The 22,657-nt window shown below is 72.0% G+C and carries 19 protein-coding genes, 1 tRNA gene and 1 pseudogene; 11 read left to right on the top strand and 10 right to left on the bottom strand.

Going from position 1 to position 22,657, the window contains the following annotated elements; genetic code table 11:
• Positions 1–14: 14 nt before the first annotated feature.
• A pseudogene (locus JL475_RS15095) lies at positions 15–1,281 on the top strand (MFS transporter).
• Here JL475_RS15095 and JL475_RS15090 read toward each other — a convergent pair.
• Both JL475_RS15090 and JL475_RS15085 read right to left on the bottom strand, forming a co-directional pair.
• Positions 1,218–2,384, bottom strand: coding sequence for a hypothetical protein (locus tag JL475_RS15090; RefSeq protein ID WP_202278190.1), 1,167 nt, complete (start codon positions 2,382–2,384; stop codon positions 1,218–1,220). The pseudogene JL475_RS15095 and the gene JL475_RS15090 sit on opposite strands and share 64 nt — an antisense overlap.
• Positions 2,381–3,322 carry a 5-dehydro-4-deoxyglucarate dehydratase gene (locus JL475_RS15085; RefSeq protein WP_202278187.1) on the bottom strand — a complete coding sequence of 314 codons (942 nt, stop codon included), beginning with the start codon at positions 3,320–3,322 and terminating at the stop codon, positions 2,381–2,383. Before JL475_RS15085 ends, JL475_RS15090 begins: the two co-directional genes overlap by 4 nt.
• Positions 3,323–3,555: 233 nt before the next feature.
• On the opposite strand from JL475_RS15085, the gene JL475_RS15080 reads away from it, so the two are divergent.
• The 8 genes from JL475_RS15080 to JL475_RS15045 all read left to right on the top strand — a co-directional run bounded on the left by JL475_RS15080 (position 3,556) and on the right by JL475_RS15045 (position 11,546).
• A complete protein-coding gene (locus JL475_RS15080) occupies positions 3,556–4,365 on the top strand; it encodes an NAD(P)-dependent oxidoreductase (protein ID WP_202278185.1) in 810 nt (269 codons plus the stop codon).
• A gap of 376 nt (positions 4,366–4,741) precedes the next feature.
• A complete protein-coding gene (locus JL475_RS15075; protein WP_202278183.1) occupies positions 4,742–5,512 on the top strand; it encodes a DeoR/GlpR family DNA-binding transcription regulator in 771 nt (256 codons plus the stop codon).
• 172 nt (positions 5,513–5,684) lie between these two features.
• A complete protein-coding gene (locus JL475_RS15070) occupies positions 5,685–7,058 on the top strand; it encodes a sugar ABC transporter substrate-binding protein (RefSeq protein ID WP_202278181.1) in 1,374 nt (457 codons plus the stop codon).
• The gene (locus tag JL475_RS15065) at positions 7,055–7,996 is read left to right on the top strand and encodes a carbohydrate ABC transporter permease (RefSeq protein ID WP_202278179.1); all 942 of its coding nucleotides are present in this window, start codon (positions 7,055–7,057) and stop codon (positions 7,994–7,996) included. The genes JL475_RS15070 and JL475_RS15065 overlap by 4 nt, the downstream gene beginning before the upstream one ends.
• Positions 7,993–8,844, top strand: coding sequence for a carbohydrate ABC transporter permease (locus tag JL475_RS15060; protein WP_202278177.1), 852 nt, complete (start codon positions 7,993–7,995; stop codon positions 8,842–8,844). Before JL475_RS15065 ends, JL475_RS15060 begins: the two co-directional genes overlap by 4 nt.
• Positions 8,841–9,830 (top strand): zinc-dependent alcohol dehydrogenase family protein, encoded by a 990-nt coding sequence (locus tag JL475_RS15055; RefSeq protein ID WP_202278175.1) that lies wholly within the window; start codon positions 8,841–8,843, stop codon positions 9,828–9,830. The genes JL475_RS15060 and JL475_RS15055 overlap by 4 nt, the downstream gene beginning before the upstream one ends.
• A gap of 188 nt (positions 9,831–10,018) precedes the next feature.
• Positions 10,019–10,240, top strand: coding sequence for a hypothetical protein (locus JL475_RS15050; protein ID WP_202278173.1), 222 nt, complete (start codon positions 10,019–10,021; stop codon positions 10,238–10,240).
• A 73-nt stretch (positions 10,241–10,313) separates the two neighbouring features.
• The gene (locus tag JL475_RS15045) at positions 10,314–11,546 is read left to right on the top strand and encodes a TerD family protein (protein ID WP_202278171.1); all 1,233 of its coding nucleotides are present in this window, start codon (positions 10,314–10,316) and stop codon (positions 11,544–11,546) included.
• Between the two features lie 69 nt (positions 11,547–11,615).
• Here JL475_RS15045 and JL475_RS15040 read toward each other — a convergent pair whose 3' ends face one another.
• The 6 genes from JL475_RS15040 to JL475_RS15015 all read right to left on the bottom strand — a co-directional run bounded on the left by JL475_RS15040 (position 11,616) and on the right by JL475_RS15015 (position 18,571).
• Entirely contained in the window at positions 11,616–12,632 is a 1,017-nt protein-coding gene (locus JL475_RS15040; RefSeq protein WP_202278169.1) for a 1-aminocyclopropane-1-carboxylate deaminase, read from the bottom strand.
• A 14-nt stretch (positions 12,633–12,646) separates the two neighbouring features.
• The gene (locus tag JL475_RS15035) at positions 12,647–13,303 is read right to left on the bottom strand and encodes a GntR family transcriptional regulator (RefSeq protein WP_202278167.1); all 657 of its coding nucleotides are present in this window, start codon (positions 13,301–13,303) and stop codon (positions 12,647–12,649) included.
• A gap of 67 nt (positions 13,304–13,370) precedes the next feature.
• Positions 13,371–14,954, bottom strand: a complete 1,584-nt coding sequence (locus JL475_RS15030; protein WP_202278165.1) for a TROVE domain-containing protein — start codon at positions 14,952–14,954, stop codon at positions 13,371–13,373.
• Positions 14,955–15,321: 367 nt separating this feature from the next.
• Positions 15,322–15,400, bottom strand: a tRNA-Lys gene (locus tag JL475_RS15025).
• A 55-nt stretch (positions 15,401–15,455) separates the two neighbouring features.
• Entirely contained in the window at positions 15,456–16,913 is a 1,458-nt protein-coding gene (locus tag JL475_RS15020) for an alkaline phosphatase PhoX (protein ID WP_202278163.1), read from the bottom strand.
• Between the two features lie 185 nt (positions 16,914–17,098).
• On the bottom strand, positions 17,099–18,571 hold the full coding sequence (locus tag JL475_RS15015) for a hypothetical protein (protein ID WP_202278161.1): 1,473 nt from the start codon (positions 18,569–18,571) through the stop codon (positions 17,099–17,101).
• A gap of 291 nt (positions 18,572–18,862) precedes the next feature.
• On the opposite strand from JL475_RS15015, the gene JL475_RS15010 reads away from it, so the two are divergent.
• Entirely contained in the window at positions 18,863–20,698 is a 1,836-nt protein-coding gene (locus tag JL475_RS15010; protein WP_202278304.1) for an endonuclease/exonuclease/phosphatase, read from the top strand.
• A gap of 87 nt (positions 20,699–20,785) precedes the next feature.
• Here JL475_RS15010 and JL475_RS15005 read toward each other — a convergent pair whose 3' ends face one another.
• Together JL475_RS15005 and JL475_RS15000 are read right to left on the bottom strand one after the other, a co-directional pair.
• Positions 20,786–21,184 carry a DUF3618 domain-containing protein gene (locus JL475_RS15005; RefSeq protein ID WP_202278160.1) on the bottom strand — a complete coding sequence of 133 codons (399 nt, stop codon included), beginning with the start codon at positions 21,182–21,184 and terminating at the stop codon, positions 20,786–20,788.
• Positions 21,181–21,600: a phage holin family protein gene (locus JL475_RS15000; protein ID WP_202278158.1), complete on the bottom strand. Its 420-nt coding sequence runs from the start codon at positions 21,598–21,600 to the stop codon at positions 21,181–21,183. Before JL475_RS15000 ends, JL475_RS15005 begins: the two co-directional genes overlap by 4 nt.
• Positions 21,601–21,747: 147 nt before the next feature.
• Here JL475_RS15000 and dapA point away from each other — a divergent pair, with 147 nt between their 5' ends.
• Complete coding sequence (gene dapA, locus JL475_RS14995; RefSeq protein WP_202278156.1) at positions 21,748–22,647, top strand: 4-hydroxy-tetrahydrodipicolinate synthase; 900 nt, start codon at positions 21,748–21,750, stop codon at positions 22,645–22,647.
• Positions 22,648–22,657: the final 10 nt, after the last annotated feature.

Genomic DNA, 22,657 nt, shown 5'->3' with positions numbered 1-22,657 from the left:
CACGATGACCGGGTATGACGACGAACAGGACGACGGGCAAGACGACGAACGGCACGACGTGGGCACTGGTGCGCGTGCTCCGGGACCCCGATGCCGGGCTCCTCCTCTCCGGGGTCGTGGTCTCCGGCTTCGGCACCTCCGCGCTGTGGCTCGCCTCCGGGGTCTGGGTCAAGGACCTCACCGGCTCGGACGGCCTCGCCGCCCTGTGCCTGCTGGCCATGTGGGCGCCCACCCTGGCCGGCCCGCTGCTGGGCACACTCGCCGACCGGGTCCGCCGCAAGCCCCTGCTGATCGGCACAAGTCTGCTGATGGCCGCGCTCCTGCTCACCCTCGTCACCGTCGACTCGCCGCAGGCCCTGTGGCTCCTCTTCGCCGTCCTGTTCGTGTACGGCGCGGCGGGCGTCGTGAACGACGCGGCCGAGTCGGCGCTGGCCGCCACCGCCGTGGACCGGTCGCTGCTCGGTGACCTGGGCGGGCTGCGCACGACCGCCACCGAGGGCATGAAACTGCTGGCCCCACTGGCGGGCGCGGGCCTCTACACGGCCCACGGCGGACCGGCGGTCGCCTTTCTGGACGCGGTCACGTTCGCCGTCGCGGCGGTGCTGTACCTGTTTCTGAACGTCCGCGAGCAGCGTCCCGCGCCGCCGGTCGGCGGCCGACGTGGACGGACCGCCGAGGGCGTCCGCTTCCTCCGCTCGCACCCGGTCCTGCGGCCCCTGGTCCTGGCGGGTGGCGCCACGATGCTGTGCGCGGGGCTGAACGGTGCGCTGGTCTACGCCGTCGTCGACGGCCTCGGCCACTCCCCCGCGTACTCCGGGTGTGCTGTACGCCGTCCAGGGCGCCGGGTCGGTCGCGCTCGGCCTGTGCGCGGGGCCCGCCCTGCGCCGCCTGGGCGAGCGGCGGTTCGCGGCGTACGGGATCGTCCTGCTGGCCGGTGGGGTGGCGCTGCGGGCGGTGCCGTCCGATCCGGTGGCGTGGGCGTGCAGCGCGGCGATCGGTGCGGGGCTGCCCGCCCTGCTGATCGCCGCGCTGACCGCCGTGCAGCGCGAGACCCCGGGCCCGCTGCTGGGCCGGGTCACCGCCACCGCCAACACGTTGGTGTTCACCCCGAACGTGATCGGGCTGGCGGCCGGCGCGGCGCTGGTGGAGCTGATCGACCACCGGCCCGTACTGGCCGTCCTCGGACTCGCCCTGCTGGTGCCGGCGGCGGGGCTGTTTCAGAGCGCGGCGAGCGCCGCGCGTACCGCCTCCAGGTCGCCGTCCGACGCCAACCCGGCGTGATAGAGCCGTAGTTCCGTCGCGCCGAGGCGGCGGGCCCCGGCCGCGTCCGTGGTGAGGGTGCCGGGGCTGCCGCCCATGCCGGAGACCACGGTGAAGTTGGCGGCGAGGACGCTGCCCGGGTGGTTCTCCTGTGCGAACGGCGTCAGCGGGCCGGGGCCCCCGGTGCAGGGGACGACCACACCGTCGGCGACGGAGAGGATGTGCGCGGGGTCGACGCCGGCGTTGGCGCCGCAGTGGTACGGCACCGGGTCCGCGTGCAGCAGGACCTGGAAGCCCTCGGGCGCCGCGTCGCGTACCGCCCGGACCGCCGCCTCCTGGAGCGTGCGGGCCGTCTCCTCGCGCCACGTGCGCGTGGCGGCCGCCGTCTTCGCACCGAGGAGCTTCTCGACGCCCGTCCAGCCTCCCCCGCCGGAGGCCGTCCCCCGCCACACCGGCTCCAGCGCGGTCCGCACGGACACGGCCAGTTCACCGGCGTCCAGGCCCCGGACCCCGTAGCCCTCGCGGCAGGACGGGCAGAAGCACAGGGACATCAGGTACTGCCCCGCGTCCCCGAGACCGACCCCGGCGGTCTTGTCGTGGGCGTGCAGATGCGCCAGCCCGTACCAGCCGAGGGACTCCAGTTCGGTGCCGCGCGCTCCGGGCCGCACCGCCGCCTCGGCGGCCAGGTCGGTCAGGTACGCCCGCGTGGCGGGCTGCGCGATGCACGGTGCCCAGGGGTAGCGGTCGCCGTAGGCGTTGACGACCGAGGTCTCGGGGTGTTCGGCACCGAGCCGCGAGTTGTGCGCGAGCACGACCCAGGTGTGCACCTCCAGGCCCGCGTCCGTGAGCGCCGTCGCGGCCTCGCCGAAGGCGTCGCCGGGGGCCCAGTCCCCGGCCGGGTGGGGGCGCGGGGTGCGGCCCGACCAGTGGGCGCCGGCCGGATAGAGCACGGCCGCGTGCTCGGCGGTGACGACGCGGTGGCGCGGGTGGCGGGGGGTCAGCGCGCGGGTGGAGTGGTAGGCGGAGGCGAGCGTCACCTGCGCCACGCCGAGCGCGGCGATCCGCGCGGGGGCCTCCGGGTCCCCGTTGACGTCCCAGGGGTAGACGAACGCCGATGCCTTCACTTGGCCTCCTCGAGCAGCGCGAGCCCTCGCTCGATCAGCCGAGCGAGTTGTTCGACATGATCCCCGGACGGCTCGTTCAGCGGCGGCCGTACCTCGCCCACGTCGAGCCCGCGCAGCCGCACCCCGGCCTTGACCAGGGAGACGGCGTACCCGGGGCCCTGGTCGCGCAGTTCGACGAAGGGCCGGTAGAAGCCGTCCAGCAGGCGGTCCACGGTGGCCCGGTCGCCGGTGCGCAGGGCCTGGTGGCAGGCGAGGGCGACCTCGGGCAGGAAACAGAACACCGCGGACGAGTAGAGGGTGACGCCGATGCCCCGGTAGGCGAGTTGGGTCAGTTCGGCGGTGGGCAGTCCGTTGAAGTAGAGGAAGTCGCCGGGAGCCTCGGTGCGTACGGCGCTGACGGTCCGCTGCAGGAGGTCGAGGTCGCCGTGGCCGTCCTTGAGGCCGATGATCCCGTCGGTGCGGGCCAGTTCGACGACGCTCGCGGGAGTGAACACGGCGTTGTCGCGCTGGTAGACGATGACCGGCAGGGAGCTCGCCGCGGCGAGCTCCCGGTAGTGCCGCAGCAGTCCCTCCTGACCGGCCCGCACCAGGTAGGGCGGCATGGCGAGCAGCCCGTCCGCCCCGGCACGTCGGGCGAGCTCGGCCCAGTGCACCGCGAGTTTGGTGCCGTAGCCGACGCCCGCGACGACCGGGACACGCCCCTCGGCCGCTTCGACGGCGGCCCGCACACAGGCCTCGAACTCCTCGGGCGGCAAGGCGTGGAACTCCCCGGTCCCACAGCAGGCGAAGACGGCGGCGGCCCCGGCCTCGACCCCGCGCCGTACATGGAGCCGGTAGGTGTCGAGGTCGATGGTGCCGTCGGTTCCGTAGGCGGTGACCGGGAAGAACAGCGGTCCGCTGGGGTTGCCGAGTCGGGCGGCGAGAGGGGCTGGCGTCACAAGCTCTCCCTGGTCCATATTCATGATTGGCGTCTACATCCCTGAACGGTGTCACGCTAAGGCCCCCCGAGGACACCGGTCAAGCAGGCCCACCCGGCAGGCAGCGCCCGATTCCCCCCGATCGCGGGAAGACGCGGGATACTTGACGGGCCACAGCCCGCCTCCTTAGCGTGTCCACGAATATGAATGCCGTGCGCACACATGCACGGCCGGTGATGCAAGGAGATCCCTGGATGCCCGCTCCCCGCACCGTTCTGCTCACCGGCGCCGCCGGCGGTCTCGGCACCCTGATGCGGGGCCTGCTCCCGGACTACGGCTACCGGCTGCGCCTGCTCGACCTGCACCCGGTCGAGGGCGAGCCGGACGCGATCGTCGCGGACCTGGCCGACAAGGAGGCGGTGCGCGAGGCGGTCCGCGGTGTCGACGCGATCATCCACCTCGCGGGCATCTCCCTCGAGGCCTCCTTCGAGAAGATCCTCGCGGCGAACATCGAGGGCACCCACCACCTGTACGAGGCCGCACGCGAGGAAGGCGTCGGGCGCATCGTCTTCGCCTCCTCCAACCACGCCGTCGGCTACACCCCCCGCCCTTTGGCCGGCGACCCGCTCGTCCCCGTCGACACCCCGCACCGCCCGGACACCTTCTACGGTCTGTCCAAGTGCTTCGGCGAGGACCTCGCCCAGCTCTACTGGGACAAGCACGGCCTGGAGACCGTCTCCGTACGCATCGGGTCCTGTTTCCCCGAGCCGACCAGTGTGCGGATGCTCTCGATCTGGATGAGCCCCGCCGACTGCGCCCGCCTCCTGCACGCGGCCCTGACCGCCGAGCACGTCGGACACACGGTCGTCCACGGCTCGTCCGCCAACACACGCCTGTGGTGGGACCTCACCTCCGCGCGTGCGCTCGGTTACGACCCGCAGGACGACTCCGAGCCGTTCGCCGCGAAGCTCGTCGCCGAGCAGGGCGAGCTGGACCCGGACGACGAGGCGCACGCGCGCATCGGCGGCCACTTCGTGACCGACCCGCCGATCTGGCCGTACTGAGACCACGGGCCCGACGCGCCACCGAAGCCGCGGGCCCGGCTCCAGCGCCGGCGTCGGCACCGGCACCGGCACCGGCACCGGCACATCGACGGCACGCGCGTGCGTGGCCGCGGCAGAAATCCGACGCTCCCACCGGCGGGCGGGCACCGAACGGGCCCGCCCGCCGCCGCATTCGGGCACGCACGACGCCCGCTTCCGTGCCGCGGTCCGCCCCCGTGCAGGTCCGGGCCGGGCACGGCCGGAGGCGAACGGGCGGAAACGGGCGATACCGGTTCCACAACAGACCTGGTCAGCCGCGCGGACCACCTGTACAACTGCCTGCAAGGACCCCACAGGGCCCGAACGGGCAGCGAGATCAGGAAGCAGGTGTTCGGCCATGCGCGACAGAACGGCCGAAGAGCGCCAGCGGGAGATCGTGCGGGTGGCGCGCGCCACCGGCTCGGTCGACGTCACGGCGCTCGCCACCGATCTGGGCGTGGCCAAGGAGACCGTGCGACGGGACCTGCGCGCTCTGGAGGACCACGGCCTGGTGCGCCGCACCCATGGCGGCGCCTATCCCGTGGAGAGCGCCGCCTTCGAGACCACGCTCGCCTTCCGCGCCACCAGCCATGTGGCCGAGAAGCGCAGGGTCGCGAACGCCGCGGCCGAGTTGCTCGGCGACGCAGAGACGGTCTTCGTCGACGAGGGCTTCACCCCGCAGCTCATCGCCGAGGCACTGCCCCGGGACCGGCCGCTCACCGTGGTCACCGCCTCCCTGCCGGTCGCGGGCGCGCTCGCCGAGACCGGCACCGTGTCCGTGCTACTGCTCGGCGGCCGGGTCCGCTCCGGCACCCTCGCCACCGTCGACCACTGGACGACGAAGATGCTCTCCGGCTTCGTCGTCGACCTGGCGTTCATCGGCGCCAACGGCATCTCCCACGAACACGGTCTGACCACGCCCGACCCGGCCGTCAGCGAGGTCAAGACGCAGGCGGTCCGGGCCGCGCGCCGGGTGGTGTTCGCGGGCGTCCACACCAAGTTCGGGGCGGTCAGCTTCTGCCGGTTCGCCGAGGTCGGCGCGTTGGAGGCGATCGTCACGAGCACACTGCTCCCGGCGGCCGAGGCCCATCGCTACTCCCTGCTGGGACCCCAGGTCATCCGGGTCTGAGCCGACGCAACCCGCGCCACGGCGCACCCCGCACCCTCGCACCACGGCACCCCACGGCGCGCGACACACCGCGCCGTTTCCACCACGCACAGTTCCACTTCCCCGCGGGCCGAGCCGTCCAGGCGACGTCTGATACCTCCCCATACCTCCCTTATACGTGCAGGAGCGATCCATGCGAACCCAGAGCCGACGGAGGCCTCCGCGAGCCGCACTCGCCGCGGCCGCCGCAGGGACGCTGCTCGCCCCACTGCTCTCCGGCTGCTGGGTCGGAGCGGGCGGGGCCGGATCCGGCGGTGACGCCGTCAACGTCCTGATGGTCAACAACCCGCAGATGGTGGAGTTGCAGAAGCTGACCGCCGCGCACTTCACCAAGGACACCGGCATCAAGGTGAACTTCACCGTGCTGCCGGAGAACGACGTCCGCGACAAGATCAGCCAGGACTTCGCCAACCAGGCCGGCCAGTACGACGTCGCCACCCTGTCCAACTACGAGATCCCGATCTACGCCCGTAACGGCTGGCTCCGGGAGATGGACTCCTACGTCGACGAGGACACCGCCTACGACGAGCAGGACATCCTGGGGCCGATGCGCCGGTCCCTCAGCGGGGACGACGGCAAGCTCTACGGCCAGCCCTTCTACGGCGAGTCCTCGTTCCTGATGTACCGCAAGGACATCCTCGAGCGGGAGGGCCTGACGATGCCGGCCGACCCCACCTGGGAGCAGGTGGCCGACATCGCCGCGAAGCTCGACGGGGCCGAGCCCGGCATGAAGGGCATCTGCCTGCGCGGTCTGCCCGGCTGGGGCGAGGTCATGGCCCCGCTGACGACCGTGGTGAACACCTTCGGCGGCACCTGGTTCGACGAGGACTGGAACGCCCGCCTGGACTCCCCCGAGTGGCAGCGGGCGACGAAGTTCTACGTCGACCTGGTCCGCGAACACGGCCAGGCCGGCGCCGCCCAGTCCGGCTTCGCCGAGTGCCTGAACAACACCACCCAGGGCAAGACCGCCATGTGGTACGACGCCACCTCCGCGGCCGGTTCACTGGAGTCCGCCGGCTCTCCCGTCAAGGGCAAGATGGGCTACGCCCCCGCCCCCGTCGAGCGGACGGAGTCGGCCGGCTGGCTCTACACCTGGGCCTGGGGCATCCAGAACGCCTCCCGGAACCCGGACAACGCCTGGAAGTTCGTCTCGTGGGCCTCCAGCAAGGAGTACGAGCGGCTGGTCGGCGACGAGATCGGCTGGTCGAACGTCCCGGCCGGCAAGCGCGCCTCCACCTACGAGAACCCGGACTACCGCGCACAGGCCGCGGCCTTCCAGGAGATGACCAGGAAGGCCATCGAGCAGGCCCGCCCGGACGACCCGGGTGTGCAGCCGCGGCCCGCGCCTGGCATCCAGTTCGTCGGCATCCCCGAGTTCACGGACCTCGGCACCCAGGTCTCCCAGGAGATCAGCGCGGCCATCGCCGGACGCCAGTCCGTCGAGTCGGCCCTGAAGAAGTCCCAGCGGCTCGCCGAAGAGATCTCCGAGGAGTACGAGGGACGATGACCGCCACGACAACGGCCCCCGTGGCCGCCCCGGACGTCCGCCCGAGCGGTGGCCGGCGCTCCGACCGGCTGCGCGGCTGGGCCACCAGGGCCCCGCTGCTGCCCGCCCTGGTCTTCATGGTCGCGGTCACCCAGCTGCCCTTCGTGGCCACGCTGGTGATCTCCTTCTTCGACTGGAACTCCCTCTACCCCGACGCCCGGCGGTTCGCCGGCTTCGAGAACTACGGAGTGGTCCTCGGCGACCCCGACCTTCGCCGGTCGGTCTGGACGACGATCCTGCTGACGGTGGCGGTCGTCCTCACCAGCCTGGTCCTCGGACTGCTGCTCGCCCTGCTGCTCGACCGGAGGTTCCGCGGCCGGGGCATCGTCCGCACCCTGCTCATCGCCCCGTTCCTGGTGGTGCCGGTGGCGGCGGCCCTGTTGTGGAAGCACGTCCTCTACAACCCCGAGTACGGGCTGCTCAGCGGCCTGCTGCACCACGTCGGCGGGCCGCAGCCGGACTGGATCTCGGGCGCCCCGCTCCTGGCGGTCCAGGCCGCGCTGGTGTGGCAGTGGACGCCGTTCATGATGCTGATCCTGCTCGCCGGGCTGCAGAGCCGGGACCAGGAGCAGATCGAGGCGGCCCGCGTCGACGGCGCGGGCGACTGGCAGATCTTCCGCCACCTCACGCTGCCCCACCTGCGCCGCTACCTCGAACTGGGCGCCCTGCTCGGCTCGATCTACATCGTGCAGAACTTCGACGCGGTCTTCACGATCACGTCCGGCGGCCTGGGCACCGCCAACCTCCCTTACACCGTCTACCAGACCTTCTACCAGGCCCATGAGAACGGCCTGGCCTCGGCCGCCGGCGTCCTGGTCGTCATCGGCTCGATCGTCATCGCGACCTTCGCCCTGCGCGTCGTGTCGTCCCTGTTCCGCGAGGAGGTGTCCCGCGCATGAGCACCGTCGCCGTACGCACCCGCGGCCGGATCCGCAAGGGAGCGGGTCTCGGCCTGGTGGCCTGGCTGGCCGGGATCGTCTTCTTCCTGCCCATCGCCTGGATGGCGCTGACGTCCCTCCACTCCGAGCAGGACGCGGCCACCAACCCGCCGTCCTTCACCGCCGCCCTCACCCTGGACGGCTACCGCGAGTTCTTCGGCGCGGGCGGCGGCGCGAGCCCCTGGCCGTCCCTGATCAACTCGACGGTGGCGTCCGTGGCCTCGGTGGTCCTGGTCCTGCTGCTCGCACTCCCGGCGGCGTACGCCCTGTCCATCCGTCCGGTGAAGCGGTGGACGGACGTCCTGTTCTTCTTCCTCTCCACCAAGATGCTGCCGGTCGTGGCCGGCCTGCTGCCGATCTACCTGTTCGCCAAGAACGCCGGGATGCTCGACAACGTCTGGCTGCTGGTCCTGCTCTACACCTCCATGAACCTGCCGATCGCCGTGTGGATGATGCACTCCTTCCTCTCGGAGATCCCGGTCGCGGTGATCGAGGCCGCCCGAATCGACGGAGCCCGGCTGCCGACGGTGCTGGCGCGCGTGGTCGCCCCGATGGCGCTGCCCGGCATCGCGGCGACGGCCCTGATCTGCTTCATCTTCAGCTGGAACGAACTGCTGTTCGCCCGGGTGCTGACGGGCGTGGTCGCCGAGACCGCCCCCGTCTTCCTGACCGGCTTCATCACCAGCCAGGGCCTCTTCCTGGCCAAGGTGTGCGCCGCGTCGCTCGTCATCTCCCTGCCGGTGCTCGCCGCGGGGTTCGCCGCTCAGGACAAACTCGTCCAGGGCCTGTCGTTGGGAGCCGTGAAATGAAGGCCGCCGTCATCGAGTCCGTGGGCCGCGCAGTCGTCACCGAGGTCCCGGATCCGACGCCAGGGCCCCGCGAGGTCGTCGTCGAGGTCGCGGCCTGCGGGCTGTGCGGCACGGACCTGCACATCCTCCAGGGCGAGTTCGCGCCGAAGCTGCCCATCGTCCCCGGTCACGAGTTCGCCGGGGAGGTCGTCGGCGTCGGCAGCGCGGTGACCGAACTCTCCGTCGGCGACCGGGTCGCCGTGGACCCCTCCCTGTACTGCTACGAGTGCCGCCACTGCCGCACCGGCCACAACAACCTGTGCGAACGCTGGGCCGCGATCGGCGTCACCACGGCGGGCGGGGCCGCCCAGTACGCGGTGGCCCCGGTGGCGAACTGCGTCAAGCTGCCCGAGCACGTCCGCACCCAGGACGCGGCCCTGATCGAGCCGCTCTCCTGTGCGGTGCGCGGCTACGACGTCCTGCAGTCCCGCCTCGGCGCGCACGTCCTGATCTACGGCTCGGGGACGATGGGCCTGATGATGCTGGAGCTGGCCAAGCGGACCGGCGCGGCGAGCGTGGACGTCGTCGACGTCAACGCCGACCGCCTCGCCACGGCCCGGCAGCTCGGCGTCTCCGCCTCGGCGACCGACGCGGACGAGCTGGACCGGCCGCAGGGCTGGGACCTCGTCGTCGACGCCACGGGCAACGCGGCCGCCATCCAGGACGGCCTGGACCGCGTGGCCAAGGCCGGCACCTTCCTGCAGTTCGGCGTCGCCGACTACGCGACCCGTGTGACGATCGACCCGTACCGCATCTACAACCAGGAGATCACCATCACCGGCTCCATGGCCGTCCTGCACAGCTACGAGCGGGCGGCCGAACTCTTCGCCACGGGTGTCCTGGACCCGGACGTCTTCATCAGCGACCGCATCCCGCTCGACCGCTACCCGGAGGCGCTGGAGCAGTTCGCGCGGGGGGTGGGGAGGAAGACCGTGGTGGTGCCGTAGGGAGAGCGGCCCCTCTTTCTCGCCCTCGGGACGGGCGGAACGTCCTGGCCGGCCCCCTCTCGGCCGACCGAGTCGGGTGGCGGGTGGGCAAAGGCCGGGGTTCCAGGGGCGGAGCGCCCGGAGTCGGGAAGGGGCGGCGGGGCGAAATCCCCTGGGCCGCCCCACCTCCGCCGCCGTACCATCCGCACATGCCCAAGCCCCACGGCTTCACCCACGAGGCCCGCCCCGACGGCACCGTGCACATCACCCACCACAACCGCCCCGCGACCACCCTGAACGGTGACCGTGCCGCCCGTTTCCTCACCGAGGTCACCAGCAGCGACCCCCAGCTCGTCATGGCCCGCTGGACCGGGAACTACAAGCGCGGCAACGAGCGCACCGCCCGCGACCACCCCCGCAACCGGCGCTGAGAGTCAATGCCCATTCGGGCCGCAGGTAAGGGAACAGTAAATCGTCCCCGCTCGTTCACCCGGCATGACAGCTATGACCCCCGGCTCGAACATCCCCCTCCCCACCGCCCGAGTGACGGTGGACGTCGCCGCACCCGTGCGCCTCGACGTTTCGGGCCTGCTGCTCACCGCCGACGGCAAGGTGCGCTCCGACGACGACTTCATCTTCTACAACCAGCCCGCGGGCCCCGGTGTGACCTACCGTTCCGGCGGCGGCACGGCCCCCGACGCCATCACCATCGACACCGCGGCCGTCCCGCCCGGCATCGAGAAGATCGTCGTCACCGCGAGCCCCGACGCCCAGGGCCAGACGTTCCAGGGCATCGAACCGACGGCCACCGTCCGGAGCGCCGACGACAACGCGGTCCTGGCCACCTTCACGCCCCCGCGCCTCGGCACCGAGACCGCCCTGGTGGTCGTCGAGATCTACCTGCGCAACGGCGCCTGGAAGGTCCGCGCGGTCGGCCAGGGGTACGCCAACGGCCTGGCCGGCATCGCCACCGACTTCGGAGTCATGGTCGAGGAACCGGCCGCTCCCACCCAGCCGGTCGCCCCCGCCCAGCCGGCCACTCCGCCCCCGCCCGCCGTGCAGCCGCCGGTGACCCCGCCGGCCCCGCCGATGTCCGCCCCGCAGGCCCCGCCGGCGCCCACCGCTCCCCCGGCGCCGCCCGCCGCCGCACCCGGCACCGGGAAGATCAACCTGGACAAGGGCCGGGTCAGCCTCCAGAAGAACCAGACCGTCTCCCTGATGAAGGGCGGCCGACCGCTGCTCTCGCAGGTCCGGATGGGCCTAGGCTGGGAGCCCGCTTACCGGGGCAAGGACATCGACCTCGACGCCTCGGTCATCGCCTACGGCCCGCAGCGCAACCACGTCGACAGCTGCTACTTCGGCAAGCTCCAGATCGTGGGCGGCGCGATCCAGCACTCCGGCGACAACCTCACGGGCGAGGGCGGCGGGGACGACGAGACGATCACGGTGGACCTCGGCCGCCTCCCGCAGGACGTCACCGGTCTGGTCTTCACGGTCAACTCGTTCTCCGGCCAGAAGTTCACCCAGGTGGCCAAGGCGTACTGCCGTCTCCTGGACGCCACCACCGGTGAGGAACTGGTCCGCTTCGACCTCACCTCCGCCGAGCCGCAGACGGGCGTGATGATGGCGAAGCTGATCCGCCAGTTCTCCGGCGAGTGGGAGATGACCGCGATGGGCGAGTTCGTGAAGTCCCGCACGGTACGGGGCATGGTCAAGCCCGCCGCCCAGTCGCTGTAGCCACGCCTACGAGCCCGCGGGCGCCCCGGCCATGGGGCGCCCGCTCAGAACCGGCTGCTCACCGGCCACTCAGAACAGCGCGCTGTACGCGTTCAGCGCGGGCTGCCCGCCCAGGTGGGCGTAGAGCACGGTGGACTCGCGGCCGATCTCGCCGCGGGACACCAGGTCGATCAGCCCGGCCATCGACTTGCCCTCGTACACGGGGTCGGTGACCATCCCCTCCGTGCGGGCCGCGAGCCGCATCGCGTCCAGCGTGGTGTCGTCGGGGATCCCGTAGGTGCCCGCGTGGTACCGCTCGTCCAGTTCGACGTCGTCCTCGGTCAACTCGGCCTTGACCCCGATGAGCCGACCGGTGTTCTGCGCGATCCGCGCGATCTGTTCGCGGGTGCGGACGGGTGCCGCCGACGCGTCGATCCCGATCACCCGCCGGGGGCGCCCGCCCGCCTCCTCCAGGGCGCGGAAACCGGCGACCATGCCGGCCTGGGTGGACCCGGTGACCGAGCACACGATCACGGTGTCGAAGAAGACGCCCAGCTCCCGCTCCTGCTCGGCGACCTCCTGCGCCCAGTTGGCGAAGCCGAGCCCGCCGAGCGGATGGTCGGAGGCGCCGGCCGGGACGGCGTAGGGCTTGCCGCCGGCTTCCTCGACCTCCCTGAGCGCCTGCTCCCAGCTCTCCTTGAAGCCGATCCCGAAACCGGCCCGCACCAGGCGCACATCGGCTCCGGCGAGCCGGCTGATCAGGATGTTGCCGACCTTGTCGTACACGGCGTCCGGCCACTCCACCCAGCTCTCCTGCACCAGTACGCACCCCAGTCCGGCGCGGGCGGCGACGGCGGCGACCTGGCGGGTGTGGTTGGACTGCACCCCACCGATGGAGACCAGGGTGTCGCAGCCCTGGGCGAGCGCGTCGGCGACCAGGTACTCGAGCTTGCGGGTCTTGTTCCCGCCGTAGGCCACACCGGAGTTGCAGTCCTCACGCTTGGCCCACAGGGTGGCGCCGCCGAGGTGCGCGGTCAGCCGCTCCAGCGGATGCACGGGCGAGGGTCCGAAGAGCAGGGGGTAACGCTCGTAGGCAGACAGGGACATGGGCGATCCTTCCGTCAGGGAGCCTCGGGAACGTCGGCGAGCTCTTCCAGGCCCCGCCAGATCTCCGCCGTGACCCGGACCGCTTCGTCCGGATCTCCGGCCGCGCAGGCCTCGATCAGCCGTTCGTGCAGCCCGGCGGAACGGCAGGTGCCGCCCTCGCCGAAGCGCTGCCGTTCCAGCCGACGGATGAGGGGGGTGTAGCGGGCGGCGGTCGCGGCGGCGGCGCGGTTGCCGCTCGCCCGTACGAGTACGTCGTGCAGTTCGTCGTCGGCGCGCAGCGCGCCGTCCACGTCGCCGGCCCGTACGGCGGCGGCGAACCGCTCGTTGGCGGCACGCATGAGGTCCACGTCGGCCTCGCGCAGCCGCGGTACGGCGACGCGGGTGACCAGTTCGTGCATGGCGCCGACGACGGCCGCCGCGTCCCGGACGTCACCGGCGACCAGGGGGGTCACGCGGGTGTAGCTCTGCGGCTTGCTCTCCAGCAGCCCCTCGTCGACCAGTCGCGAGAACGCCTCGCGCACCGGTGCGCGGGACAGCCCGAGCCGCTCGGCGAGCTCGGCGTCCCGCACCACCGCCCCGGGTTCGATCTCCCCGGCCACGATGGCGTCCCGAATCGCTTCGTAGGCACGCTCCCTGAGCAGGGTGCGCCGTACGGGTCGCATGGCCTCCATAACTGAAATGTTAGATGTCAGTGGGTGCGCCGACAAGACCGTGAGCCGGGCCTCCCCGGGGACCGGCTCAGACGACCCACGGCCAGTCGGCGTCCCGCCCGGCCTCGAGCAGCGGGACCATCCGGAAGGAGGCGTCCGAAAGCCCCCCGAAGGTGTGCCGGTCCGCTGTGCCCGAAGGGCCGTGGCCCGCCCGGTGGCCGGCGAGGTTCCAGGTGTAGACCGGGACTCCGGCCGGGACCTGCTCGGTCGGGTCGCCGTGGTGGCTGTGGGTGTACTGCTCGTCGGTGACGATCAGCACCCGGTCGTGCTTCCGGTAGTGCCGGCGCACCGCCGCGGTGGTGTCGGTGCCGCCCAGGTCCCCGAAACGGCCGAGCACCTTCAGCACCGACTCGCCCTCGCGGAACCGCACCCGCTTGCTGATCGAGCCGAACTCGACGAGGTCCGCGTCGGCCGCCCGCAGGGCGAGTGCCGTGCCGAAGACCGCCGCCGCGTCCGCGCGGGTGAGCTCCGAACGGTCGGACAGCCGCGAGTGGAACATGGAGCCCGACCGGTCGACGAGCACCAGGGTGCGGCCGGGCAGCGCGGGCACCTGGGCCAGCGAGTGACCGAGTGCCCGCTCCAGCGGGTACGACCAGCGCAGCGACGGAGCATGCCGGTGGGCGGCGAGGTACCGGAAGGGGAACTGCCGCGACCGCGCGACCTCTGCCGGATCGGCGATCCGGGCGGCGACCCGCTCCGCGACCTCGTCCGAGACCCCGGCCGTGTCGAAGTTGCGCAGGTTGCGCACGAGGGCCATGACCCCCATGGACGGAATGACGGCCTCCCAGGCCGCCCGGTCCATCGGCCCCTGCAGCCAACCGGCCAGCGCCTCCCAGGTCATGCCCGCCGCTGCCAGCCGCTCGGCCCCGTCGGGCGCGGTGACGACCGCGCGCCGCGCCTCGACGGGCAGCGCCATCAGCGCGCGGTGCGCGGTGAGGAGACGGTCCGAGACGGGCGGCACCGCGGAGTCCGGGTGGTGCCGGCGGTCGAGGGCGTACCGGAACAGCTCGCCCTGCCACGGCTTGTCCGGGTCGGGGGCGGCGTGCACCAGGTTGAGGATGTCGCCGAAGCGATAGCCCTTGGACGCGGTGTCGTACTTCAGCAGCGCCTTGCCGCTGTAGAGACGGCGCACCGCGTCGGCGATGCCCCGCTTCACAGGCTTGGGGATGCTGCGGCCGTACCGGGCGGTCCAGTAGGCGAGCAGTTCGCCGGGCTCGTCCGGCCGCCGCAGTACGGAGTCCACGACCTGCCGGTTCGACGGGCCGTCGGTCGCGCCGGCCGCCAGGCGGGCCTTGACGTACTCGGCGGCGCCCACGACGGAGGCGGTCCGCAGGTTGCCCTCGCCACGCAGCCAGCCGAGCAGGCCGGCCGTCCAGGCAGGGTCGGTGACCGCGAGCTCGCGCACGAGCTTCGCGAAGCGGTCGTCGCGGTCGGCACCGCTCTCGTAGAAGGTCTGCTGCGTGACGAAGTGGGAAACCGCGAGCAGGTAGAGCTCGGAACGCGGGTCGCGCTCGCGGCCGCGGCCGCCCTCGTGGGTACGCAGTACACGGCCGGTGGAGGTCACCCGCGACGTGGGCTGCGCCCTGGCCGCACGGATGTTGAATCGCGCCATGCCGAATTCCCCCGAATTCATTTTCTGTTTCCAGTTCCGGAGGGAGGCACGACAAATGGAGGATGCCCGAGAAACAGATCGGCTACGGGACAGTCAGGCGCGTCTTCCCTTTCCGCCACACCGGCCCGGAGCCGATGACGGGATTCGAACCCGCATATGTCCCTGATCCCGAAGTACCCGCTGCCTGCGCACCGGGCACCCACCAAATGCCGTAGCCTCCCGAGATCCAGGTCGGCGGCGGCCTGGATTCGATCTCGACGAAGGAGCCGTCGCCTGCGCACCGGGAGGTGCGATGAAGTTGTGGTGTCCAGAGATCGAGGTCGGCGGAACCGACGTGGCGCTCTTGCCCCTGAGCTACACCGGCGTGTGGTGCCGATGGCGGGACTCGAACCCGCGGCCGCCCCATTAAGAGTGGAAGTAGGTCCTGCCTTCGCACCTGGACAGGCATGACTTTAGAAGGAAGACCGCGGGCCGGGCCAATCAATTAATTCCGCAGAGGGTTCAGCTGCGCTTCTGGCGCTTCCAGGGGCCGGTGACGGCGAGCATGATGCCCGGTTCCTGGATGTTGGCATACAGGGTCTTACCGTCGGGCGAGAAGGTGACGCCGGTGAACTCGCTGAACTCCGGCTCCTGTTCGGTGCCGATGTTCAGCTCGTTGCGGGCGATGGGGTAGGTGCGTCCGCTGTCGGTGGCGCCGAACAGGTGCTGCACGCCGTCACCGTCCTCGGCGATGACCAGCCCGCCGTACGGGGAGACGGTGATGTTGTCGGGGCCGTCGAAGGCGCCGTCCTTGTCGGGGTCGGGGTTCACGCCGAGCAGGACCTTGAGGGTCATGGTGCGGCGCCGGGGGTCGTAGAACCACACCTGGCCGTCGTGCTGAACGGGGCTCTCCTCACGGGCGTACGAGGAGACGAAGTACGCCCCGCCGTCGCCCCACCACATGCCCTCCAGCTTGCGGCCCCGGGTGATCTCGCCGGGCCCGAACTGCTCGCGCACGGAGACGGTCCGCGCGTCGCGGTCCGGTACGTCGACCCAGTCGACGCCGTACACCGTGCCGGTCCTCGTGGCGCGGGAGAGGTCGTCGACGAACCGGCCGCCGGAGTCGTAGCACTTGGGCGCCTGGAGGACGCCCGCGTCGTCGGCGAGGGTGCGGAACCTGCCGGGGCCGTGGCGGAAGTCCCCGGGCGGGGTCCAGCGGAAGAACAGGCCGTTGGGCTCGTCGGCGTCCTCGGTGAGGTAGGCGTGGCCGCGCTTGGGGTCGATGACGACAGCCTCGTGGTCGTAACGGCCGAAGAACTTCAGCGGCTTGGGGTCGCGGTTGGCGCGCCGGTCGGCCGGGTCGACCTCGAAGACGTAGCCGTGGTCCTTGGTCATGCCGTTCTCTCCGGCCCGGTCGGAGTTCTCCTCGCAGGTGAGCCAGGTGCCCCAGGGGGTGCTGCCGCCCGCGCAGTTGTCGGCGGTGCCGGCGATGCCCACCCACTCGGCGACGCTGCCGTCGGGACGCACCTCGACGACCGTGCAGCCACCGGGGGCACCCGGGTCGTAGACGAGGCCCTCGGCGAGCGGGACCGGGTGCTCCGCCTCGTCGCGCGGGCCGTCGATCTCGTGGTTGTTGACCAGGAGGGTGGTGCCGCGGGGACCCTCGAAAGCGGCGGTGCCGTCGTGGTCGGACGGGGTGAACTCGCCGGACTCCAGCCGGGTCCTGCCCGTGTACGTGAGGATGCGGTACGAGAAGCCGGCGGGCAGGGCGAGGATGCCGTCGGGGTCGGGGACCAGGGGGCCGTAGCCGACCACGGGGTGGTGCCGCCGGGCCTGCTCCCGCTCCTCCCCCACGCTCTCGGCGTCGTGGGACGCGAGGGCGTTGGGTGCGGAGGCGAGGGCGCCGACGCTGCCCACCAGTGCGACACCGGCACCGGCGACCGCGGATGTCCTGGCGAAGTCCCTGCGGGTGAGTGACATGGAGTCTCCTGTGGCGGTGGGTTGCCGTGGGGGGCCGACCTCTTACGCCGCCACGCTTCCGCCCGCGCCTGAACGCCGGTTGAACTCCGCGGGGCACCCCGGCGGCCGCTTCGGTGAACCGCACGGGGCCACCCGGCCCCGTGCGCGCTGCACGGCCTGCCCCGAGCGGGAGGGCCCGGAGAGCATCAACCCCCGTGCTGCGACCGGGCCTTGAAGGCCGCCTTGCGGGCCTCCTTGGCGATCTTCTTGTCCGGGTGCAGTCGGCCCATCGCCTCCAGCACCTCCGCCGTGGCCGGGTGCTCCACCCGCCAGGCCGTGGCGAAGAAGCCGCTGTGCTGGCGGGCCAGTCCCTCCACCAGGGCCCGCAGTTCCTCGGAGTTGCCCTCGGCGGCGAGCTGCGCGGCGACCGTGTCGACGGTCAGCCAGAAGATCATCGTCTCGGAGGGCGGTGGGACGTCGGTGGCCCCGTGCTCGGTCAGCCACACCCGGGCCAGCCCGCCGAGTTCCGCGTCGTCGAGCACCTCCCGCAGGGCGGGCTCGGCCGAGAGGCCGACCAGCGACAGCGCCTGCTGGCACTGCAGCCGCCGCAGCGGGGCGCTCTTGCCGCTCCCGCGCGCCGCGGCCAGCAACTCCCGTGCCGCGGCGAGGGGTTCACGCCGGGCGAGCCACTGTTCGGTCTCCGCGTGGGCCGCCGCCGGCGGGAACACGGCCGTGCCGTCGAGCAGCGCGTCGGCGCCCTTGTCCGCGAGGTCCCCGACCGCCGGTGCCTCGAACCCGGCCTCCAGCAGCCGGGCGCGCAGCCCGTACAGCCCGAGCGGGGTCAGCCGCACCACGCCGTAGCGGGAGACGTCGGTGTCGTCCTGCGACTCCGCGGGCCCCTCGGGTTCCGCAGGCTCCGCAGACTCTGCGGGCTCTTCATCGGGTTCGACCAGCAGTGCTTCGTCGACCGGCTGGTACTCCACGAGTCCGACCGGCTCCAGCATGCGGAACTGGTCGTCCAGCCGCATCATCGCGTCGGACACCTGGTGCAGGACATCGTCGGTGGGCTCCGGCATGTCCTCGGGGACGAGCACGGACGCGGCCAGCGCGGGCAGCGGCACCGACGCCCCGGCAGGGCCTTCCTCTCCGGCGGTCAGCAGGTAGAGGTTGCGGAGCACCCCGTCCAGGAACTCCGCCTCGGCCTCGGGGTCCCAGTCGAGCGAGGAGAGGTCGAGTTCGCCGGATCCGTCCCCGGCTGCGATGGCGTCGACGAGCCCGTCCAGGTCGGGCACGCTCGCGTCGGCGAGCACCGTCTCCAGGGCGGCGAGCCAGACCGTGAGGACGTCCTGCGGCGAGCCCCCGGTGAGCAGCGCGAGGTCGGCACCCGCGGTGACGGTGCCCTCCTCCTCGTCGACCACGTCGACGAGCCCGGCGTCCACGGCGACGCGCCATGCCTCACTGGCGTCGGCGGCGGCCTCCTCCCCGCTCAGCCCGAGCGTCTCGGCCGCCGCGGGCAGCTGCTCGTCGACGAGCCCACCACCGGCGTCGACCCGGGTCGCGGGTCCGGCCCAGCGGGCGAGCCGGGCCGCCCGGGACAGCAACGGCGTGGACAGTGCTTCACGCGCCAGCTCCGCGTCGGGGTGCAGCCGCGCCGGCGGCAGGGTGGAGCTGTCTGACATCGGCTGTTTCTCCTAGGTGCTGTCCTCGGCGCCTCTTGTGACTCAACCGCTCAGCCTAGACGGATTTCCACTCAAGCCGCCCGCTTCACCTCTCCTTCAACCTCCGTACAGGGCTGAAACCTTGACAAGTGGCCTGGCCAGGCTGGAGATTGACGCGCGTAGAAAACGGCGGACGGTGGTTCACCGGACCCGTACGGGCCCACCCCGTCCCGCATGTCCCGCATGCACGCCCCGCACGTCGCACCTGCCACTCTCGCCCCGGCACTCATCACGTTTCCCGGAGGGAATCCGTTGCCGAGCAAGTCGTCCGCGCGCCTCGCCGCGCTCACCGTCGCCGCCGTCTGCGCGGCGACCGCCGCCCAGTGGGCCGTCCTCACCTCCCCGGCGCACGCGGAGTCCGTGCGCATCCACGACATCCAGGGCGACACCCGGATATCGCCGTACGCCGGACAGCAGGTCACCGACGTGACCGGAATCGTCACCGGTGTCCGCACCTACGGCTCGTCCCGCGGCTTCTGGATCCAGGACCCGAACCCGGACGCCGACCCGGCCACCAGTGAGGGCGTCTTCGTCTTCACCGGTTCGACCCCCCAGGGGGTCGCCGTCGGCGACGCCGTCACGGTGTCCGGCACGGTCACGGAGTTCGTCCCCGGCGGCACGGCCTCCGGCAACCAGTCGCTGACGGAGATCACCCGCCCCACGGTCACCGTCGTCTCCCGCGGCAACCCGGTCCCGGCCGCCACCGGGATCGACGCGCGGTCCGTCCCCGCCGCCTACGCCCCGGCCGGCGACCCCGCCGCGAACGGCTCGGTCAACGCGCTCCCGCTGCGCCCCGAGCGGTACGCCCTGGACCTCTACGAGTCCCTGGAGGGCATGAACGTCCGGGTCTCCGACGCCCGGGTGGTCGGCGCCACCGACCCGTACACCGAACTCTGGGTCACCGTGAAGCCGTGGGAGAACCGCAACCTCCGCGGCGGCACGGTCTACGGCTCCTACGACGACCGGAACACCGGCCGTCTGCAGATCCAGTCCCTGGGCCGGGCCGCGGACTTCCCCGACGCGAACGTCGGCGACACCCTCGCCGGCACCACCGCGGGCCCGCTGGACTTCAACCAGTTCGGCGGCTACACGCTCGTGGCGGGCGAACTCGGCACGCTGAAGGGAAAGGACCAGCGGCGCGAGTCCACCCGTCGGCAGCACACCGGTGAGCTGGCGATCGCCACCTACAACGTGGAGAACCTCGACCCGTCCGACGACACCTTCGCCGCGCACGCCGACGCGATCGTGCGCAATCTGAAGTCGCCCGACATCGTGTCCCTGGAGGAGATCCAGGACAACAACGGTTCCACCGACGACGGCACGGTCGCCGCCGACGAGACGATGGCCGAGCTGATCGACGCGATCGAGGCGGCCGGCGGCCCGCGCTACGACTGGCGCTCCGTCGACCCGGCGGACAAGGCCGACGGCGGCGAACCGGGCGGCAACATCCGTCAGGTGTTCCTCTTCGCCCCAGAGCGGGTCTCCTTCACCGACCGCGCGGGCGGCGACGCCACCACGCCCGTCGACGTCACCGAGGTGCGCGGCAAGGCGGCCCTGACGCACTCCCCCGGCCGGATCGACCCCACGTCCAAGGCCTTCGAGAACAGCCGCAAGCCGCTGGCCGGCGAGTTCGTCTTCCGGGGCCGCACGGTCATCGTGATCGCCAACCACTTCGCCTCCAAGGGCGGCGACCAGAGTCTGACCTCGCAGTACCAGCCGCCGTCGCGCGGCTCCGAGACCCAGCGCCACCTCCAGGCGAAGGCGGTCCACGACTTCACCGCGAAGATCCTCAAGACGCAGAAGAACGCGCACGTCGTCTCCCTGGGCGACATCAACGACTTCGAGTTCTCCCGGACCACGAAGATCCTCGAGGGCGACGGCACTCTCTGGTCGGCCGTCAAGTCCCTGCCGAAGAGCGAGCGTTACTCTTACGTCTACCAGGGCAACAGTCAGGTCCTGGACCAGATCCTGATCAGCCCGTCGATCCGCCGCGGCGGCGCGTTCTCGTACGACAGCGTGCACATCAACGCCGAGTTCCACGACCAGATCAGCGACCACGACCCGCAGATCCTGCGCTTCCGCCCGTAGGGCGTGCACCGCCGCAGCGAGGGCCGGCCGAACATCCCCTGTTCGGCCGGCCCTCGGCCGTACCCACCCGGCCCGCTCGGTCGGCCCTCAGTGCGCCCCGCGCCGCCGCAGCACCTCCATCCCGGCTGTCGCCGCCAGCCCGGCCACCGTCCCGCCGGCGATCATCACCGGCCACGGCTTCCGCGTCCCCGCCCGGCGGGCCTGCGTGGCACTGCTCCGCAGCTGTACGGTCATCGCCCCGGCCCGGTCGCGCAGCTCCTCCACCCGGGCCATCGCCTGCCCCTTGACGTCCATCTTTCCGGCCAACTGCTCCACCGTGTCACCGAGTTCGTGACGGGTCCGTTCGATCTCCTGCCGCAGCTCGTCCGGCCCCTTGGCTCCGCGGGCGGCATCCTGACGGCTCCCGGGCTCGATGTGGGACCCGGAACCGGTTCCGTGACCCTCCGCCTGCGCGGGCCTGCCCGCACCCTTCACCTCCCGCGTCATCGGTGTGCCCTTCCCTTGATCTCCTCCACGTCGGCCTTCACGCTGCCCAGCGTCCGCTCCGGCGTCGCGGGTGTGGCCTTCCGCAGCTGTCCCCGGCCGAGCACGGCCAGCACGCCGGCGATCACGAACAGCACGGCCGTGATGATCAGCGCCGCCGCCCACACCGGCAGGACCAGCGCGAGCGCTGCCGCACCGGTGGCGGCCGCCCCGAGCAGTCCCGCGTACGCGAAGGCGCCCGCGGCGCCCAGCATGCCGCCGCCGCGCCCGGCACGGCGGCCCTTCTCGGCCAGCTCGATCTTGGCCAGGGCCACTTCCTGCCGTACCAGCCGGGAGACCTGCTCGGTGGCCTGTCCGACGAGCTCACCCACACTGTGGTCCTCGTCGCGGACCGGCCGTCGCTCGATGGTTGCGGTCACGGTGCTCCGCCTCCTCTCGGTCGGGAACACCCAAGTACCCACCCCGCGCGCCGGCTATCAAGCCCGCCCATCCATCACCGATGCTTACTGATAATCGACAGCAATTTTAAGTAGTGCTACACGATCGCTCGGGCGGACACTACCGCCATGACCCCACCGACACCCCCGCTCCCCTTCGGCCGCGCCCTCTGCGCCATGGTCACCCCCTTCACCCCCACGGGCGCCCTGGACCTGGACGGCGCCGGACGCCTGGCCGACCACCTGGTGACCCGCGGCTGCGACGGCCTGGTGCTCTCCGGTACGACGGGCGAGTCCCCGACCACCACGGACGCGGAGAAGTCGGCCCTCATCGCGGCGGTACGGGAGGCCGTGGGCAGCCGCGCCTCGATCGTCGCCGGCGTAGGCACCGCCGACACCGCGCACACCGCCGCCCTCGCCCGCGAGGCCGAGAAGGCCGGCGCGGACGGCCTCCTGGTCGTCGCCCCGTACTACAGCCGCCCTCCGCAGGACGCGGTCGAGGCGCACTTCCGCACGATCGCGGACGCCACGGACCTCCCTATCGCCCTGTACGACATCCCGGCCCGAACCGGCACCCGCATCGAACCCGACACCCTGCTCCGGCTCGCCGAGCACCCCGGGATCGTGGCGGTCAAGGACTGCTCGTACGACTTCCTGGCCGCCCAGAAGATCCTCGCCCGCACCGACCTCGCCTACTACGCGGGCTGCGAGGAACACATCCTGGCGTTGTACGCGGTCGGCGGCTCGGGCTACATCAGTACGGTCGCGAACGCGGTCCCGGACCACCTGCGCGCCGTCCTCGACGCGTTCGACGCGGGCGACACGGCCCTCGCGGCCGACCTCCAGCAGCGGGCCACCCCCCTCATCGAGGCGATGATGGCGAACGGCCTCCCCGGCACCGTCACCGCCAAGGCCCTCCTCACCACCCTGAACCTCCCCGCAGGCCCGGTCCGCCCACCCCTACGCCCCGCGTCCCCCGAGACGACCGCCACCCTCAGGTCCCTCCACGAGACCCTGACCACACCCTGACCGCCGCCAC

The organism is Streptomyces sp. M2CJ-2, from assembly GCF_016757295.1.
In the GTDB taxonomy this organism is placed as follows: Bacteria; Actinomycetota; Actinomycetes; order Streptomycetales; family Streptomycetaceae; genus Streptomyces.
The sequence above is the reverse complement of the archived record's forward strand: the minus strand, read 5'-3'. Positions and strand labels throughout refer to the sequence as shown.